The 14,884-nt window shown below is 61.1% G+C and carries 19 protein-coding genes; 10 read left to right on the top strand and 9 right to left on the bottom strand.

Going from position 1 to position 14,884, the window contains the following annotated elements:
- The first annotated feature begins 232 nt into the window (after positions 1-232).
- The 3 genes from NKH59_RS25165 to NKH59_RS25155 are packed head-to-tail and all read left to right on the top strand — an operon-like array spanning position 233 to position 3,145.
- Positions 233-1,420, top strand: coding sequence for a glycine C-acetyltransferase (locus tag NKH59_RS25165; RefSeq protein WP_353023419.1), 1,188 nt, complete (start codon positions 233-235; stop codon positions 1,418-1,420).
- Positions 1,421-1,468: 48 nt separating this feature from the next.
- Positions 1,469-2,503 (top strand): L-threonine 3-dehydrogenase, encoded by a 1,035-nt coding sequence (gene tdh / locus NKH59_RS25160; RefSeq protein WP_352473633.1) that lies wholly within the window; start codon positions 1,469-1,471, stop codon positions 2,501-2,503.
- 18 nt (positions 2,504-2,521) lie between these two features.
- Positions 2,522-3,145, top strand: coding sequence for a DUF4304 domain-containing protein (locus tag NKH59_RS25155; protein WP_353023417.1), 624 nt, complete (start codon positions 2,522-2,524; stop codon positions 3,143-3,145).
- Between the two features lie 30 nt (positions 3,146-3,175).
- Here NKH59_RS25155 and NKH59_RS25150 read toward each other — a convergent pair whose 3' ends face one another.
- Positions 3,176-3,613, bottom strand: coding sequence for a MarR family winged helix-turn-helix transcriptional regulator (locus tag NKH59_RS25150; protein ID WP_352473669.1), 438 nt, complete (start codon positions 3,611-3,613; stop codon positions 3,176-3,178).
- A 154-nt stretch (positions 3,614-3,767) separates the two neighbouring features.
- On the opposite strand from NKH59_RS25150, the gene hmgA reads away from it, so the two are divergent.
- The 5 genes from hmgA to NKH59_RS25125 are packed head-to-tail and all read left to right on the top strand — an operon-like array spanning position 3,768 to position 7,847.
- A complete protein-coding gene (hmgA, locus tag NKH59_RS25145) occupies positions 3,768-5,081 on the top strand; it encodes a homogentisate 1,2-dioxygenase (protein WP_353013447.1) in 1,314 nt (437 codons plus the stop codon).
- 10 nt (positions 5,082-5,091) lie between these two features.
- A complete protein-coding gene (locus NKH59_RS25140; RefSeq protein ID WP_353013449.1) occupies positions 5,092-5,979 on the top strand; it encodes an MBL fold metallo-hydrolase in 888 nt (295 codons plus the stop codon).
- Positions 5,976-6,998 carry a fumarylacetoacetate hydrolase family protein gene (locus NKH59_RS25135; RefSeq protein WP_352682140.1) on the top strand — a complete coding sequence of 341 codons (1,023 nt, stop codon included), beginning with the start codon at positions 5,976-5,978 and terminating at the stop codon, positions 6,996-6,998. Before NKH59_RS25140 ends, NKH59_RS25135 begins: the two co-directional genes overlap by 4 nt.
- Positions 6,995-7,288, top strand: coding sequence for a hypothetical protein (locus NKH59_RS25130; protein WP_352617748.1), 294 nt, complete (start codon positions 6,995-6,997; stop codon positions 7,286-7,288). Before NKH59_RS25135 ends, NKH59_RS25130 begins: the two co-directional genes overlap by 4 nt.
- A 4-nt stretch (positions 7,289-7,292) precedes the next feature.
- Positions 7,293-7,847, top strand: coding sequence for a DinB family protein (locus NKH59_RS25125; protein ID WP_352542355.1), 555 nt, complete (start codon positions 7,293-7,295; stop codon positions 7,845-7,847).
- Here NKH59_RS25125 and NKH59_RS25120 read toward each other — a convergent pair whose 3' ends face one another.
- The 3 genes from NKH59_RS25120 to hppD all read right to left on the bottom strand — a co-directional run bounded on the left by NKH59_RS25120 (position 7,848) and on the right by hppD (position 9,631).
- Entirely contained in the window at positions 7,848-8,225 is a 378-nt protein-coding gene (locus NKH59_RS25120) for a type II toxin-antitoxin system VapC family toxin (RefSeq protein ID WP_352542356.1), read from the bottom strand.
- On the bottom strand, positions 8,222-8,446 hold the full coding sequence (locus NKH59_RS25115) for a type II toxin-antitoxin system Phd/YefM family antitoxin (protein WP_352473643.1): 225 nt from the start codon (positions 8,444-8,446) through the stop codon (positions 8,222-8,224). The genes NKH59_RS25120 and NKH59_RS25115 overlap by 4 nt, the downstream gene beginning before the upstream one ends.
- A gap of 69 nt (positions 8,447-8,515) precedes the next feature.
- Positions 8,516-9,631: a 4-hydroxyphenylpyruvate dioxygenase gene (hppD, locus tag NKH59_RS25110; protein WP_352542358.1), complete on the bottom strand. Its 1,116-nt coding sequence runs from the start codon at positions 9,629-9,631 to the stop codon at positions 8,516-8,518.
- A 141-nt stretch (positions 9,632-9,772) separates the two neighbouring features.
- Here hppD and NKH59_RS25105 point away from each other — a divergent pair, with 141 nt between their 5' ends.
- A complete protein-coding gene (locus NKH59_RS25105) occupies positions 9,773-10,240 on the top strand; it encodes an Lrp/AsnC family transcriptional regulator (protein ID WP_352501458.1) in 468 nt (155 codons plus the stop codon).
- Positions 10,241-10,332: 92 nt separating this feature from the next.
- On the opposite strand, the gene NKH59_RS25100 is transcribed toward NKH59_RS25105, so the two are convergent.
- The 5 genes from NKH59_RS25100 to NKH59_RS25080 all read right to left on the bottom strand — a co-directional run bounded on the left by NKH59_RS25100 (position 10,333) and on the right by NKH59_RS25080 (position 14,293).
- Positions 10,333-10,671 carry a protein tyrosine phosphatase family protein gene (locus tag NKH59_RS25100; RefSeq protein ID WP_353023414.1) on the bottom strand — a complete coding sequence of 113 codons (339 nt, stop codon included), beginning with the start codon at positions 10,669-10,671 and terminating at the stop codon, positions 10,333-10,335.
- 122 nt (positions 10,672-10,793) lie between these two features.
- Positions 10,794-11,735: a zinc ABC transporter substrate-binding protein AztC gene (gene aztC, locus NKH59_RS25095; RefSeq protein WP_352747067.1), complete on the bottom strand. Its 942-nt coding sequence runs from the start codon at positions 11,733-11,735 to the stop codon at positions 10,794-10,796.
- Positions 11,736-11,757: 22 nt separating this feature from the next.
- Positions 11,758-12,633, bottom strand: a complete 876-nt coding sequence (gene aztB, locus NKH59_RS25090; protein ID WP_352457155.1) for a zinc ABC transporter permease AztB — start codon at positions 12,631-12,633, stop codon at positions 11,758-11,760.
- On the bottom strand, positions 12,633-13,445 hold the full coding sequence (gene aztA, locus NKH59_RS25085) for a zinc ABC transporter ATP-binding protein AztA (RefSeq protein ID WP_353023412.1): 813 nt from the start codon (positions 13,443-13,445) through the stop codon (positions 12,633-12,635). The genes aztB and aztA overlap by 1 nt, the downstream gene beginning before the upstream one ends.
- 428 nt (positions 13,446-13,873) lie before the next feature.
- Positions 13,874-14,293, bottom strand: a complete 420-nt coding sequence (locus tag NKH59_RS25080) for a hypothetical protein (protein ID WP_353023410.1) — start codon at positions 14,291-14,293, stop codon at positions 13,874-13,876.
- Positions 14,294-14,422: 129 nt separating this feature from the next.
- Here NKH59_RS25080 and NKH59_RS25075 point away from each other — a divergent pair, with 129 nt between their 5' ends.
- On the top strand, positions 14,423-14,767 hold the full coding sequence (locus tag NKH59_RS25075; protein ID WP_023674415.1) for a RidA family protein: 345 nt from the start codon (positions 14,423-14,425) through the stop codon (positions 14,765-14,767).
- The last annotated feature ends 117 nt before the right edge of the window (positions 14,768-14,884 follow it).

Raw genomic sequence — 14,884 nt, 5'->3', positions numbered from 1 at the left:
GTGCGACAACCTTTGGCTTCAAAGTGTTAACAGGTTTGGGACGGCAGCAGGCCGGCGGCGGCGACCGTGGCGAGAAACCCGCAAAGTGGTTATTGCAATCTTTCGCGGCACCTCCGCATTTGAACATCGTGGCCTCTGCCGTGCCATTGCCGCCACCGAAGCGGTCGCTTTTGCGATGGATTTTTCGTCCGCGCGGCGCGACAGTCCTCATCGATCTCAACAGGGCCTGATCATGACCGAAGCATTCCTTTCCCACATCAACAGCGAGCTTGAAGGACTGAAATCGGCCGGCCTTTACAAATCCGAACGGGTGATAACCTCGACCCAATCGGCCGAGATCGAGGTCGGCGGCGAGAAGGTGCTGAATTTCTGCGCCAACAATTATCTCGGCCTCGCCGACAGCGCCGAACTGCGCGAGGCGGCCAAGCAGGCGCTCGACCGGTACGGCTACGGCATGGCATCGGTGCGCTTCATCTGCGGCACGCAGGAAGAACACAAGCAGCTCGAGGCGACCATTTCTGACTTCCTCGGCATGGAGGACACCATCCTCTACGGCTCCTGCTTCGACGCCAATGGCGGCCTGTTCGAGACGCTGCTCGGCGAGGAGGATGCGGTCATCTCCGATGCGCTGAACCACGCCTCGATCATCGACGGGGTACGGCTGTCGAAGGCAAAGCGCTTCCGCTACGCCAACAACGACATGGCCGATCTCGAAGCGCGGTTGAAAGAGGCGCGCGACTGTCGGTTCCGGCTGATCGCCACCGACGGCGTGTTCTCTATGGATGGCATCATCGCCAATCTGAAGGGCATCTGCGACCTCGCCGACAAATACAATGCGATGGTCATGGTCGACGACAGCCATGCTGTTGGCTTCGTCGGCAGGAACGGCCGTGGCTCGGCCGAACATTGCGGCGTCGAGGGCAGGGTGGACATCATCACCGGTACGCTGGGCAAGGCATTGGGTGGCGCGTCCGGCGGCTACACGTCGGGCAGGAAGCAGGTGGTCGACTGGCTGCGCCAGCGCTCGCGCCCCTATCTGTTTTCCAACACGCTGATGCCGGCGATCGCTGGCGCTTCGATCCGGGTTTTCGAGATGATCCGCAATGGCGATGCGTTGCGCCAGCGCCTATATGCCAATGCGGCGCGGTTTCGCTCCGAGATGGGCAAGCTCGGTTTTACTCTGGCCGGCGCCGACCATCCGATCATCCCGGTGATGCTGGGCGACGCGACGCTGGCGCAGGAAGTGGCGGCGCGGATGCTGAAGCGCGGCATCTATGTCATCGGCTTCTCGTTCCCGGTGGTGCCGAAGGGCCAGGCGCGCATCCGCACGCAGATGTCGGCCGCCCATTCCGGCGCCGACATCGAACGCGCGGTTGAGGCGTTCGCCGCAGTCGGTCGCGAACTCGGCGTGATTTCCTGAGCGGCCGGATCAAGAGATTCAAGCGACTAAGGTTCTGGGGACAAAAGAATGTCGAACATGATGAAGGCGCTGGTCAAGGCCAAGGCCGAGCCGGGCATCTGGATGGAAGAAGTGCCGGTGCCGGAAATCGGTCCGAACGACGTGCTGATCAAGATCAGGAAGACGGCGATCTGCGGCACCGACGTACACATCTACAATTGGGACAAGTGGGCGCAAAAGACCGTGCCGGTGCCGATGGTAACCGGTCACGAGTTTGTCGGCACCGTCGCCGATTTCGGCACGGCGGTGACCGAGTACAAACTCGGCCAGCGGGTTTCCGGAGAAGGCCATATCGTCTGCGGCCATTGCCGCAACTGCCGGGCGGGCAGGGGGCATCTGTGCCGCAACACGCTCGGCGTCGGCGTCAACCGGCCGGGCGCCTTTGGCGAATACCTTGCGATCCCGCAGCACAATGTCGTGCCCATCCCCGACGATGTGCCGGACGAGATCGCGGCAATCTTCGATCCTTTGGGCAATGCGGTTCACACCGCATTGTCCTTTGATCTCGTCGGCGAGGACGTGCTGGTCACCGGCGCCGGGCCGATCGGCATCATGGGTGCACTGGTGGCGCAGTGCGTTGGCGCGCGAAAAGTGGTCATCACCGACATCAACCCGGTGCGCCTGGCACTGGCGAAAAAGCTCGGCGTCCAGCATGTCGTCGATGCGTCGAAGGAAAAGCTGCGCGACGTGATGCCGGCGCTCGGCATGACCGAGGGTTTTGACGTCGGCCTTGAAATGTCGGGCGCCGCACCTGCCTTCCGCGACATGATCGACACCATGAACAATGGCGGCAAGATCGCCATTCTCGGCATCGCGCCGACCGGCTTCGAGATCGACTGGAACAAGGTCATCTTCAAGATGCTGCATCTGAAAGGCATCTACGGCCGCGAGATGTTCGAGACCTGGTACAAGATGATCGCGCTGGTGCAGGGTCCTCTCGACGTCAGCGGCCTGATCACCCACCGCATCGGCATCGACGACTATATTTCCGGCTTCGAAGCGATGAAGAGCGGCAATTCCGGCAAGGTGGTGATGGATTGGTGAGGCATATAGCGGTGCAAGATGGCGGATAGTGAGCACGGTCGCATCATTGCCTCGCGGGCAAAGATCGGACTGAAGCCCGCCGGATTTCAACGCAAAGGGAAGTCTCGAATCTGGATCGCCGATCGCGGCTTCTGGCTAAGTGTAGTCGAGTTCCAGCCCAGCTCTTGGTCCAAAGGCACTTACCTTAACGTAGCAGTCCACTGGCTCTGGGGTTCGCTCCCTGAAACAGTTACCTTCGATCGTCCTCAGCGCATTGGACAGTTCGTTCCGTTCGAGAGCCCGGCACAGTTTCTGCTCGCGGTTGATCAAATGGCCAAGAAGGCCGTCGAAATCGATCGGGTTCACCGATCAATGTTCCCTTCCGTGCAGGCGACAGCGACAATCCTCGTGAATGAATTGCAGCCGGGCGCCTACGGCGAGTGGGCGGCCTTCCACGCCGGGGTGGCGGCCGGTTTGGCTGGTGATTTTGAAACGGCAAGGCGGCTGTTTGAAAGCGCTCAGAGACATGCGGCTTCGCAGGCGCAGCTTCTCTTGGGCTACATCGATGATCCGATAGCATTTCGAAGCCGTGTCAGAGGCTTCATTGTAGCCGAACGCGCCTACTACGGTCTAGGAGCGTTACCTGCCGCAATAGCGATCTGATTTCTACGACGGTCAAACCCATGGAGGATTTCAACCCACTGTGAGTTTTGCCTCCAGCGCCGCTACCCCACTGACAATCGCCGCCCGCTCTTCCGCACCAAGCCTCTCCAGCAGCTCGCGCTCGAACTCCTTCGCCAGCGGCACCATTTCGCGATAGGCGGCAAGCCCCGCTTTGGTCAGCGTCAGATGCTCGACGCGACGGTCTTTCTCGTCTGGCGTGCGGGTCAGCCAGCGGCGCCGCTCGAGTTCGGCGACCGCGCGCGAAACCTTGGTCTTGTGCATGGCCGATTGCTCGCCGAGCGCCGTCGCCGTCATCGTGCCGTGCTGTCCAAGTCCCGCAAGCGTGCGCCATTCGGGCCGGGTCAGGCCGTGGCGGTCCTTGTATATCCTTGAGAATTCGCGGCTGACGGCATCGGCAAGCCGATAGAGCCGGTAAGGCAGGAAGGATTCCAGCTCGAGAATTTCCATGGTTGGCCCTGACTGGGCATGCTGGCGCCTCATGCCGAAATCACCGTTGATGGTTACATTTTCAATGGTTACAAATGAAACCGGTATGGTCAACTCGGAGCATCTTTGCGGATGCGCAAACGATGCTCCGAGACCATGAATTCGGGAGGATTCCATGGCCTATTCCTACATGCCGGGTTTCGGCAACGACTTCGAGACCGAGACTCTGCCGGGCTCGCTGCCGCAAGGGCGAAACTCGCCGCAGCGGCCGGCCTACGGCCTCTATGCCGAGCAGCTTTCGGGCTCTCCTTTCACCGCGCCGCGCGGCACCAATGAGCGCTCCTGGCTTTATCGGATAAGGCCGAGCGTCAGGCACACCGGTCGCTTCAAAGCGGCGAATTATCCGCTTTGGAAAAGCGCGCCGAACGTCGGCGACCATCAGCTCGCACTCGGCCAGTATCGCTGGAGCCCCGTGCCGATGCCGAAGGAACCGACCGATTTCATCGCCGGCATGCGCTCGATCACCACCGCCGGCGACGTGCTCGGCCAGACCGGCATGGCGGCACACGTCTATGTCGCCAATCGCTCGATGGTCGACGATCATTTCTTCAACGCCGACGGCGAGTTGCTGGTCGTGCCCCAGGTTGGAGCCTTGCGCTTCGTCACCGAGATGGGTGTTATCGAACTCAGGCCGGGCGAGATTGCCGTGCTGCCACGCGGCCTGGTGTTCAAGGTCGAACTGGTCGATCCGCAAGTGCGCGGCTATGTCTGCGAGAATTACGGCGCCAAGCTGACGCTGCCGGATCGCGGTCCGATCGGCGCCAATTGCTTGGCCAATCCGCGCGATTTCAAGACGCCCTGCGCCTGGTTCGAGGACAAGGACACGCCCTGTCGGCTGATCGCGAAATGGTGTGGCCAGTTCCATGTCACCGAAATCGACCATTCGCCGCTGGATGTGGTGGCGTGGCACGGCAATTATTCGCCCTACAAATATGATCTTGCGACCTTTTCGCCGGTCGGCGCAATCCTGTTCGACCACCCCGATCCGTCGATCTTCACCGTGCTGACCGCGCCGAGCGGCGAGGAAGGCACCGCCAATATCGATTTCGTCATCTTCCCGCCGCGCTGGCTTGTGGCGGAAAACACTTTCCGCCCGCCCTGGTATCACCGCAACATCATGAGCGAGTTCATGGGCCTCATACATGGTCAGTACGATGCCAAGGAAGAGGGCTTCGTGCCCGGCGGCATCAGCCTACACAACATGATGCTGGCTCACGGACCCGATGCGTCTGGCTTCGAAAAGGCCTCGCGCGCGGAGCTAAAACCGGTCAAGCTCGACAACACCATGGCCTTCATGTTCGAGACACGCTTTCCGCAGATGGTGACCCGCTATGGCGCCGAGCTCGAAACCCGGCAGGACAATTACATCGACTGCTGGGCCGACCTGAAGAAGCGCTTCAACGGCACGCCAGAGGGCGACTGGTCTTGAGCGCCGTCGCATGATGGATCGTCTGGTGCTTCTGGGTTCGAAGGGTGGCCCGGCGCTGCGGCCGGGCGGGCCGTGGCCGAGTTCGTCACTGCTTGAGATTGGCGGCCGCACCCTCGTCGTCGATTGCGGGCTGGGCGTAACGCGCGGGCTGACCGATGCCCGTGTCAGCCTGAAGGCGCTCGACCTCATCTTCATCACGCATTTGCATTCCGACCATGTGGTGGAACTCGGACCTCTCATCCACACCGCCTGGACCGCCGGCCTGGCAACAAAGGTCGCCGTGTTCGGCCCGCCCGGCACCGGCTACTATTGGCAGCGCTTTTGCCAGGCGATGGAGTTCGACATCGAGATCCGCATCGCCGATGAAGGCAGGCCGGATATCCGCGACCTGGTTTCGATCGTCGAGTTTGGTGAAGGCCAGGTGGCGGAAGAGCGCGGTCTCAAAATATCGGCGCTGCGTGTCGACCACCCGCCGGTGACGGATTGCTTTGCGCTGCGCTTCGATCATGCGGGGCAAGGCATCGTCTTTTCGTCGGATACGGCGTTCTTTCCGCCATTGGCGGATTTCGCCGAGGGCGCCGACGTCCTGGTCCACGAGGCCATGCTGGAAAAGGGTATCGAGCGGCTGGTCGCGAAGACCGGCAACGGCGCAAGGCTGAGGGAACACCTGCTTGCCAGCCACAGCTTTGCCGAGGAAGCGGGCCGCATCGCCAGCGAGGCAGGCGTCAAAAGACTGGTCCTCAACCACCTCATTCCCGCCGACGATCCCGAGATCGGCGAGGCCGACTGGATTGCCGCCGTCAGGAAAACATGGGCCGGCGACTTGACGATCGCCCGCGACGGCCTTGTTGTGGAATTAAGCAGCGCCAAAGCTGCGCCAGGAGAGGAAACCGCATGAAGCTTGCCACATTGAAGGACGGGACGCGCGATGGAAAGCTCGTCGTCGTCTCGCGCGACCTGACGCGGTTTACCGATGCTTCGTTCCTGGTGCGCACGCTGCAGGCCGCGCTCGACGACTGGCATCGCATCGCCCCGCATCTCGCTGCCATGGCGGAATCGTTGGAAAACAATGCGGTACCGTCCGCGCGCTTTCACGAGCACGACGCCCATTCGCCGCTGCCGCGCGCCTACCAATGGGCCGACGGCTCGGCCTATGTGAACCATGTCGAGCTGGTGCGAAAGGCGCGCGGTGCCGAGATGCCGGCAAGCTTCTGGACCGATCCGCTGATCTACCAGGGCGGCTCGGACGCTTTCCTCGCACCGCGCGACCCGATCCGCATGGTCGACGACACCCTTGGCATCGACATGGAAGGAGAGGTCGCCGTCATCGTCGACGATGTGCCGATGGGCGCAAGCCTCGATGAGGCGCGGGCGGCGATCCGGCTGGTCATGCTGGTCAACGATGTAACGCTGCGCGGCCTGACCGGACCCGAGCTCGCCAAGGGGTTCGGCTTCTACCAGTCGAAACCGTCATCTGCCTTTTCGCCGGTTGCGGTGACGCCGGACGAGCTGGGCGATGCCTGGGACGGCGGCAAGGTCAGCCTGCCGCTGCTGGTCGATCTCAACGGCAAGCCGTTCGGCCGGGCGAACGCCGGCATCGACATGACCTTCGACTTTCCGGCGCTGATTGTTCACGCCGCAAAAACGCGGCCGCTGGCCACCGGCACCATCGTCGGTTCGGGCACCGTCTCCAACAAGCTCGACGGCGGGCCGGGCAAGCCTGTCTCGGCGGGCGGCGCCGGCTATTCCTGCGTCGCCGAGCTGCGTATGATCGAGACCATCGAAACCGGCGAACCGAAAACGCCGTTCCTGCGCTTTGGCGATAGCGTGCGCATCGAGATGAAGGACAGGGGTGGGCATTCGATCTTCGGCGCCATCGAGCAGAGGGTCGAGAAGTACGAGGGGGCAAGAGAATGACGGGCGAGACATTCTATCTGCTGTGCGGTGTCTGGGCCCTTGTCATGCTGGCGATCTTCATCCTGGCGATCCGCCTGAGCTATCGCATCGAGGCGCGCTCGCCAGGCCTGACCAACCGCAGCGGCTTTCCGCGCAAGGCGATGATGTTTCACACCGTCACCAACACGAATGTCGCGCTGGACCAGGAAACGCAAGCCATGCGGCGGCACATGATCGGGCTGCTGCTGATTGTTTTGGCTGGGTTTGCGCTTCTATGGGCGGGTGTGTCGCTATTCCGGGTCGCGCCGTGAAGTCATGGACCTGCTGAACCATTTCCGGCGCATGGCAGCCAACAATCTGTGGTCCAACGACCGGCTCTACCGCGCCGTGCTGCAGCTTGAGCCCGGCGAATTCGAAGCCGAACGGACGAGCTTCTTTCCGTCGATCAAGGCAACGCTGAACCACATCCTGGCGGTCGATCACCTCTATCTCGATTTTCTCGAAGAGGGCGGCGTCGGCGCCGCCGCCCATGACGATTTTGTGCCGTTCAATGATGCCAAGGCGCTTTTTGTTGCACAGGCGGAGGCCGATCGGCGGCTGATCGCCTTTTGCGGCCGCCTGTCGGCGGACGATCTCGAGCGCCGCGTTCTCACCGACCGGCGCGAGGACGGCATGATACCGGAACGGATCGGTGACCTGCTCGCCCATCTCTTCATCCACGACATCCATCATCGCGGCCAGGTGCACGCGATGCTATCCGGCACCTCGGTGAAACCGCCGCAACTCGACGAGTTCTTGCTCGGCTATGATCTGAAACTCAGGAAAGCGGAGGTTGAGCGGCTGGGCTTGCGAGACCAACTGCTTGGATAATCATGCCAAAGCCACATCGTAACGAGCGAAATGCGGGTCGGATGTCAGGATGGTGAGGTTCTCCACTTGCGCCTGCGCAATCAGAAGTCTGTCGAACGGATCACCATGGTGGTGGGGTAGGCCGCCGACGGCGTTCGCGTGCTGGAAGGTTACGGCGAGCGGCTGAAATTGCATCCTTGGAAGCAGCGCTGGCAGATCGTCCGGCGCATTAAGTTTTCTGATCGAACGTTTGATGGCAATTTCCCAGACGCTTGCCGCGCTCGCGAACACCACCGCTTCCGAAGCCAGAATGACGCGGTGGTGCTCGCTAAGACGTCGATCGTCCGAAATCGACCAGAGGATGATGTGTGTGTCGGCGAGAAACGGGCCGACCGTCATTTCACGTACTCATCCCACTCGGGACCGAGTTCATCAAAATCGTCCGCAATCCAGATCTTGCCCTTCAACGCGCCTATACGCGGCAGGGGTTCGGCCACTGCCGGAGGTACGATACGCGCCGCCGCCTTGCCGTGGCGTGTGAGCACGATCTCCTCGCCGGCTTCCGCGCGGCTGACGAGTTCCGACAATTTGGCCTTGGCTTCGGCAATTGAAACATTCATGGTCAGACCTCTTATGACCAGAATTTAGGTCATAATTGATCAAACCACAAGGCACCTCGGCCGAGTTGGCTACGCTGCCTTGCCGTCCACCTTCAGCACGCCGCGCTTGATCTGGTCCTGCTCGATCGATTCGAACAAGGCGCGGAAATTGCCCTCGCCAAAGCCTTCGTCGCCCTTCCTCTGGATGAACTCGAAGAAGATCGGGCCGATCACTGTCCTGGAAAAGATCTGCAGCAGGATCTTGGTCGTGCCGCCGTCGACGACGCCTTCGCCGTCGATCAGGATACCGTGCTTCTTCATGCGCTCGATCGGCTCTTCATGGCCGTTCACGCGGGCATAAGACATGTCGTAATAGGTCTCCGGCGGGCCCGGCATGAACTTCAGGCCGTTGGCGGCGAGCCTGTCGGTGCCGCCGTAGATGTCGTCGGTGCCGACGGCGATGTGCTGGATGCCCTCGCCATTATACTTCTTCAGATATTCGGCGATCTGGCTGGTCTCGTCCTTGGACTCGTTGAGCGGAATGCGGATCTTGCCGCAGGGCGAGGTGATGGCGCGGCTGACCAGGCCGGTGATCTTGCCGTCGATGTCGAAGAAATGGATCTGTTTGAAGCCGAACAGGTCGCGATAGAAATCCCACCATTTGTCCATCTGGCCGCGATAGACATTGTGGGTGAGGTGGTCGAGGTAATAGAAGCCGACGCCTTCCGGCTTCGGGTCACGCTCGCCCAGCCAGTCGAACTCGGCATCATAGGCCGAGCCCTTCTCGCCGTAGGTTTCGATGAAATAGAGCAGAGACCCGCCGATACCGACGATCGCCGGCACATCGAGCGTCTTGTCGTTGCCTTCATAGGGCGTCGCGCCCTTGGCCACCGCGTGATCGAAGGCATGCCTTGCATCGACCACCCGCCACGCCATCGAGGCGGCGCAAGGGCCGTGCTTGTCGACGAATTTCATGGCATGCGAGCCGGGTTCGGCATTGACGACATAGTTGATGTCGCCCTGCCGCCAGACGGTGATGTCCTTGCTGCGGTGCTTGGCCACCGGCACATAGCCCATGCGGGTGAACAACTCGGCGAGCTTTTCCGGCTTGGCATGCGCGAATTCGACGAACTCGAAGCCGTCGGTACCGGCGGGATTGGTTTTGCTGATCGTGGCGGGCGGTGCGTCGTGCGGGAAGGGACCCATGGCAGTGTCCTCCAAAGCTGTTGTTGGCCGGGAAAAGCCATCTCAACACAATGATAACGCGGACGCGGTGCATGGTGCTTGCATTCAAACGCTTGAAATGATCAGATAATGCGTGAATTGTGCATATGTTTGGAAAAATCCATGGATGACGCGCGCATCGACCGGTTTGACCGCAAGGTAATGGCTCTGCTGCAGGGCGATGCACGGCTGACCAACAACGATCTGTCGGAACGGGTGAACCTGTCGGCGTCGCAATGCTCGCGTCGTCGCCAGCGGCTGGAGGAGGACGGCTATATCAAGGGCTACCGGGCGGTGCTCGACCGCGACAAGCTCGGTTTTTCCCTGGTCAATGTCATCTCGGTGACGCTCGCCACCCACAACCGCGACAATGCGCGGCGCTTCGGCGAATTGGTGGCGCGGCTGCCGCAAGTGCAGGAAGCGCACGCGCTGACCGGCGAGATGGATTATATATTGAAAGTGGTGACGCCCGACCTCAAATCATTGTCGGAGTTCGTCAACGGCGTGCTGCTGCCGCACGAATCGGTGCAGCATGTGAAGACGGCGATCGTGCTTGAGACATTGAAGGAAACCGGCGCGCTGCCGATTTAGCCCAGACGGCTTTTCGTTAGATATGGCGGAGGGGGTGTGAAGGATCGCCACAGTGCGGAACTTGACTTCCTCCGCTCGGAATGTGAGGCCTCTCACCCCTTCGACTGCTTGATCAGCCCATAGAGATTGGTGCAGCGGGCGCCGGAGCGGCAATAGGCGAAGACCGGGCCTTCGAGTTCGTCAAGCGCCTCGGCCTGGTCCTCGACATTTTCGGCCGTGATCTGGCCGCTGATGACAGGGATGTAGCGGAAGGCGAGCCCGGCGCCCTCGACCGCCGCCTTGACGGTGTCGGCCGATGGCTGGCCGGGCTGCTCATCGTCCGGCCGGTTGCAGATCACGCTTTTGAAGCCGGCGGCCTTGATGGTCGCGACATCCTCGGGCTGGATCTGGCCCGAGACCGAATAGTCCTCGCTGATCTGACGGTATTCCATGGCGGTGTCCTCACAATCTGGCTAGCGGCAGTCTTGCCACTCCCGGACCCGGTCGGCAACCGCCATTAGATAGAAATCCGGCCGGGCAATTTCAGCCCGACCGGATGGAGTGACTAGACAGCTCAGCTTCCTAGGATCGCGCCTTTGATCTGGGCGATGTTGTTGTGCATCAGATCGATATAGGTCGCGGCCGGGCCGTCGGGCTGCGACAACGCATCGGAATAGAGCGTGCCGCCCACCTTGATGCCGGTCTCGCTGGCGATCTGCTCGATCAGCCGCGGGTTGGTGATGTTCTCGACGAAGATCGCCGCCGCCTTGTCCTGTTTCACCTGGCTGACCAGCTTGGCGACGTCGGCAGCGGAGGGCTCCGACTCGGTCGACACGCCTTCCGGGGCCAGGAACGTCAAGCCGTAGGCCTGCTCGAAATAGCCGAAGGCGTCATGCGAGGTGATGACGACGCGCTTCTCCTGCGGGATCGACTGGATCGCCGCCTGCACTTCGCCCTCGAGCGCCTCGAGCTTTTGCGTATAGGCGGCTGCATTGGCCTTGTAGCTGTCGCAACCCGCAGCGTCGGCCGTGCAAAAGGCGTCGGCGATGTTCTTCACATAGATCTCGGCATTGGTGATCGACTGGAAGGCATGCGGATCGGTGACCGTCTTGCCGCCATCGGTTTCCGCGCCTTCGGCGACATCGGCCTCGGCGAATTCGGGTTTGAAATTGATCGGCGTGACCCCCTTGGTCAGCACGGCAATCGAAGCCTTGGTGGCGCTGGCGTCGACCAGGCGCTGCAGAAAACCTTCGAAATGCAGGCCGTTGACCAGCACGATGTCGGCCTTGGCCATCGCCACCGCATCGGCGGGGCTCGGCTCGTAGACGTGGGCGTCGCCGTCCGGCCCGACGATGGTGGTCAGATCGATGCGGTCGCCGCCGACATTTTTGGCGAAATCGGCGATTATCGTGAAGCTGGCAACCACTTTCAACGGCTCTGCAAAGGCCGAAGATGCGCCAAAGGCGGTTAATGTTATAACGCTCACGGCCAAAGCGGCGCGGATCGATTTCAGCATGGACAGTTTCTCCTTGTTGGGATCAGGCAGTTCTGTGGCGGTGATGGACGATGCGGGCGCGCAGGATGCCGCGCGTGCCGAACAGGATCGAGGCGAAATAGACGACGCCGGCGGACAGGATGATGGCCGGGCCGGACGGCAATGACGCATGGTAGGACAACAGCAGCCCGGCAATACAGGAGGCAAAGCCGATTACTGTGGCCAGCACGCACATCGGCTCGACGCGCGAGGTCCAGAAGCGGGCCGCCGCTGCCGGCAGCATCATCAGCCCGACCGACAGCAAGGTGCCGAGCGCCTGGAAGCCGCCGACGAGGTTGAGCACGACGAGGCCGAGAAAGATGAAATGCACCGGGCTGCCCATCCGGCTGACCGAGCGCAGGAACAAAGGGTCGAGGCATTCGGCGACCAGCGCCCGCCAGAAGATGGCGAGGCTGACCAGCGTCACCACAACGATGCCGCCGATCAGCGTCAGCGCCTCGTTGTTGAGCGCCAGCACGGTGCCGAAGAGCACATGCATGAGATCGACGCTGGAGCCGCGGATCGACACCATGAGCACGCCGATGGCCAGCGAAATCAGATAGAAGGCCGCCATCGAGGCGTCCTCGCGCTGGATGGTGAAGCGCGAGACGGCGCCGGCGCCGAGCGCCACGATGATGCCGGCGATCAGTCCGCCGATGGTCATCGGCAGGATCTCCAGGCCATAGAACAGGAAGCCGGCGGCGGCACCCGGCAGGATGGCATGCGCCATGGCATCGCCGGACAGGCTCATGCGCCGCAGCATCAGGAACACGCCGACCGGGCAGGCGCCGAGCGACAGCATCATCGAACCGGCAAGCGCCCGCTGCATGAAGGCGTAGTCGGCGAAAGGAGCGACGAACAGACCGTAAAGCACCTCCATCATGCCGCCCTCGGCCCGGAGCCGTGATAATGGTCGTGGTTATGGCCGTGCTCGTGGCCACTGTGCTCGTGATCATGCTCGCCGGGCTCACACCATGGCGCGTTGTCCTCCCAGGCTTCGTGGAAGCGGCGCGCGCGCAACAGATTCTCCGGCTGCAGCGTCTCCCTGGTCTCGCCCCAGGCGATCGGCTGGCGCGCCAGGAGCAGTGTTTCGGGGAAATTCTGCCGCACCAGATCGAGATCGTGGACCACAACCATGATCGTGCGTTCCTCGCCGTGCCAGCGCTTGATCAGCGCGATCAGGTCGCCGACCGTCTTGGCATCGACGGCGTTGAACGGCTCGTCGAGCAGGATGAGCTCGGCATCCTGCAACAGCACGCGGGCAAACAGCGTGCGCTGCAGCTGGCCCCCCGACAATGTGTCGATCGGGCGCTTCTCGAAACCGCCTAGGCCGACGGCCATCAGCGCCTTGCTGACCGAGTCGCGATCTTCCCTCGTATAACGGCCGAGCATGCCACGCCGCGGCCACAGACCAAGCGAAACCAGGTCGACGACCCGGGCCGGAAAGGAGCGGTCGAGTTCCGATTGCTGCGGCAGATAGGCGGCGCGTACGCCGGGCGCCCGGATCACCGCGCCGGCCATCGGCTTCAGGACGCCGACAATGCCCTTCATCAGCGTCGACTTGCCGGAGCCGTTGGCGCCGACGACCGCCGTCAGCGATCCCTTGCGGATCGTACCATTGAGGTGGTGGACCGCAGGATGGCTATTGTAGCCCAGCGTCAGGTCGCGGAAGGTCAGGCAGGTTTGGCTCATGTGACGATCCATGGGGCGATGATCGGTGCAGCAGGGGCGGATTCGATATGTGATGTTATTACATTAGTCAACAAGCCAATCGGGCGGAATTGCGGCCGATGAGCTTGAAATTAAGGCGTGACAAGCGCGCCACTAGATTGTCCGTGCTCAAACAATTGAGCTTGACGCGCTCCAGCGCAATGTGGAGTTTCAGTCGATCAGAAGGAGAATCAGTTCATGTGGCGAGAAGTTGAAACGTTAGACGGGAAGAAGGCTTTTGTAAATTTTAACAATGTTGCTCACATTCAGGCCGCTAACAATGAAGGTGTATGGTTTTTTAGGTTCGTAGACCAGGAAATTACTCGACTTCAGGTCAAATTGACTGCACCTCAAATCAGAGGAATGATTTCTTCGAGCTAAAGGCAGCTCAGGCACCGCAAGATAGCGATCTAGGTGAATAGGGCCTTTGCCCAAAGCCAGAGTGAGGGGACCGATATCAGGAGGCTGATCACACCAAGAGCAAACGACCAAATTGATAAATGAGCGGGAAGACGCACTGCTGGGTTTGTCGCGTTTGCATACCAGCCCCATCGACCGCACCAGTTTGCTTTGTGAATTGTGAATTCATAGCCTTTACCGAGGGTAACTCCAAGATCATTCCGAAGATCAATATTAATATTGATCTCTCCGACAGTGTCGTTTCCAAGCACGACGGCCGTAATAGATCTTGAGTTTGCCTCAATTCTTACGATGTCGTGACGTGAAATACCTTGCGGCCGATCGAGTAAGTTTATACGAACCATATCTTGTCCGCCTTCGTTAAAATCAGCCTTCGCAACTGTCAATTTTTTCTTAAACCGATCGTTCATGGTCTAACCCTCCAGTCTTCTATCGTACCATTCGCAGCGCCGGACGTGGCGATCTTTCGTGCGCCACCTTGCCCGAGACCGACCGCGTCTCTAAACAGGCGCACCCGACAAGAGGAGAAGGAATATCCAATGAGCATTCGTCGTATCGATGTAGGCCCGCGCATGAGCCAGATCGTCATCCACGGCAACACCGTCTATCTGGCCGGTCAGGTCGGCAAGCCGGGCGGAAACGTCGGTGCCCAGACCAGGGACATTCTGGCGGCGATCGACGAATTGCTGGCCAAGGCCGGCACCGACAAGACCAAGATCCTGCAGGCGATCATCTGGCTGGCCGACATGAGCACGTTTGCCGAGATGAACGCGGAGTGGGACAAATGGGTGCCGCAAGGCAACACGCCGGCCCGCGCCACCGGCGAAGCGAAACTTGCCGGACCGGAATATCTGGTCGAGATTATTGTTACCGCGGCGATTTGAGAGGCGGCTCCTAACCCTCCCCCTCGAGGGCAGGGCAATCGCATTTGGATTCTTACGAAGATGGACCCCCACCCTAACCCTCCCCACAAGGGGGAGGGAACGCTGCCGCGCGCCCTT

Source organism: Mesorhizobium sp. M0998, assembly GCF_040318885.1.
Taxonomy (GTDB): domain Bacteria; phylum Pseudomonadota; class Alphaproteobacteria; order Rhizobiales; family Rhizobiaceae; genus Mesorhizobium.
Note: the sequence above shows the minus strand (reverse complement) of the source record. Positions and strands in the feature narration are given on the sequence as shown.

What these genes read in the sequence shown, in the direction of transcription:
- NKH59_RS25140 (WP_353013449.1), top strand. Translation starts at nt 5,092, where the DNA reads ATGATGGATCGTCTGGTGCTTCTGGGTTCGAAGGGTGGCCCGGCGCTG.
- NKH59_RS25130 (WP_352617748.1), top strand. Translation starts at nt 6,995, where the DNA reads ATGACGGGCGAGACATTCTATCTGCTGTGCGGTGTCTGGGCCCTTGTC.
- hmgA (WP_353013447.1), top strand. Translation starts at nt 3,768, where the DNA reads ATGGCCTATTCCTACATGCCGGGTTTCGGCAACGACTTCGAGACCGAG.
- NKH59_RS25155 (WP_353023417.1), top strand. Translation starts at nt 2,522, where the DNA reads ATGGCGGATAGTGAGCACGGTCGCATCATTGCCTCGCGGGCAAAGATC.
- NKH59_RS25135 (WP_352682140.1), top strand. Translation starts at nt 5,976, where the DNA reads ATGAAGCTTGCCACATTGAAGGACGGGACGCGCGATGGAAAGCTCGTC.
- NKH59_RS25125 (WP_352542355.1), top strand. Translation starts at nt 7,293, where the DNA reads ATGGACCTGCTGAACCATTTCCGGCGCATGGCAGCCAACAATCTGTGG.
- NKH59_RS25105 (WP_352501458.1), top strand. Translation starts at nt 9,773, where the DNA reads ATGGATGACGCGCGCATCGACCGGTTTGACCGCAAGGTAATGGCTCTG.
- hppD (WP_352542358.1), bottom strand. Translation starts at nt 9,631, where the DNA reads ATGGGTCCCTTCCCGCACGACGCACCGCCCGCCACGATCAGCAAAACC.
- NKH59_RS25115 (WP_352473643.1), bottom strand. Translation starts at nt 8,446, where the DNA reads ATGAATGTTTCAATTGCCGAAGCCAAGGCCAAATTGTCGGAACTCGTC.
- NKH59_RS25075 (WP_023674415.1), top strand. Translation starts at nt 14,423, where the DNA reads ATGAGCATTCGTCGTATCGATGTAGGCCCGCGCATGAGCCAGATCGTC.
- aztA (WP_353023412.1), bottom strand. Translation starts at nt 13,445, where the DNA reads ATGAGCCAAACCTGCCTGACCTTCCGCGACCTGACGCTGGGCTACAAT.
- aztC (WP_352747067.1), bottom strand. Translation starts at nt 11,735, where the DNA reads ATGCTGAAATCGATCCGCGCCGCTTTGGCCGTGAGCGTTATAACATTA.
- NKH59_RS25080 (WP_353023410.1), bottom strand. Translation starts at nt 14,293, where the DNA reads ATGAACGATCGGTTTAAGAAAAAATTGACAGTTGCGAAGGCTGATTTT.
- NKH59_RS25150 (WP_352473669.1), bottom strand. Translation starts at nt 3,613, where the DNA reads ATGGAAATTCTCGAGCTGGAATCCTTCCTGCCTTACCGGCTCTATCGG.
- NKH59_RS25120 (WP_352542356.1), bottom strand. Translation starts at nt 8,225, where the DNA reads ATGACGGTCGGCCCGTTTCTCGCCGACACACACATCATCCTCTGGTCG.
- tdh (WP_352473633.1), top strand. Translation starts at nt 1,469, where the DNA reads ATGTCGAACATGATGAAGGCGCTGGTCAAGGCCAAGGCCGAGCCGGGC.
- aztB (WP_352457155.1), bottom strand. Translation starts at nt 12,633, where the DNA reads ATGGAGGTGCTTTACGGTCTGTTCGTCGCTCCTTTCGCCGACTACGCC.
- NKH59_RS25165 (WP_353023419.1), top strand. Translation starts at nt 233, where the DNA reads ATGACCGAAGCATTCCTTTCCCACATCAACAGCGAGCTTGAAGGACTG.
- NKH59_RS25100 (WP_353023414.1), bottom strand. Translation starts at nt 10,671, where the DNA reads ATGGAATACCGTCAGATCAGCGAGGACTATTCGGTCTCGGGCCAGATC.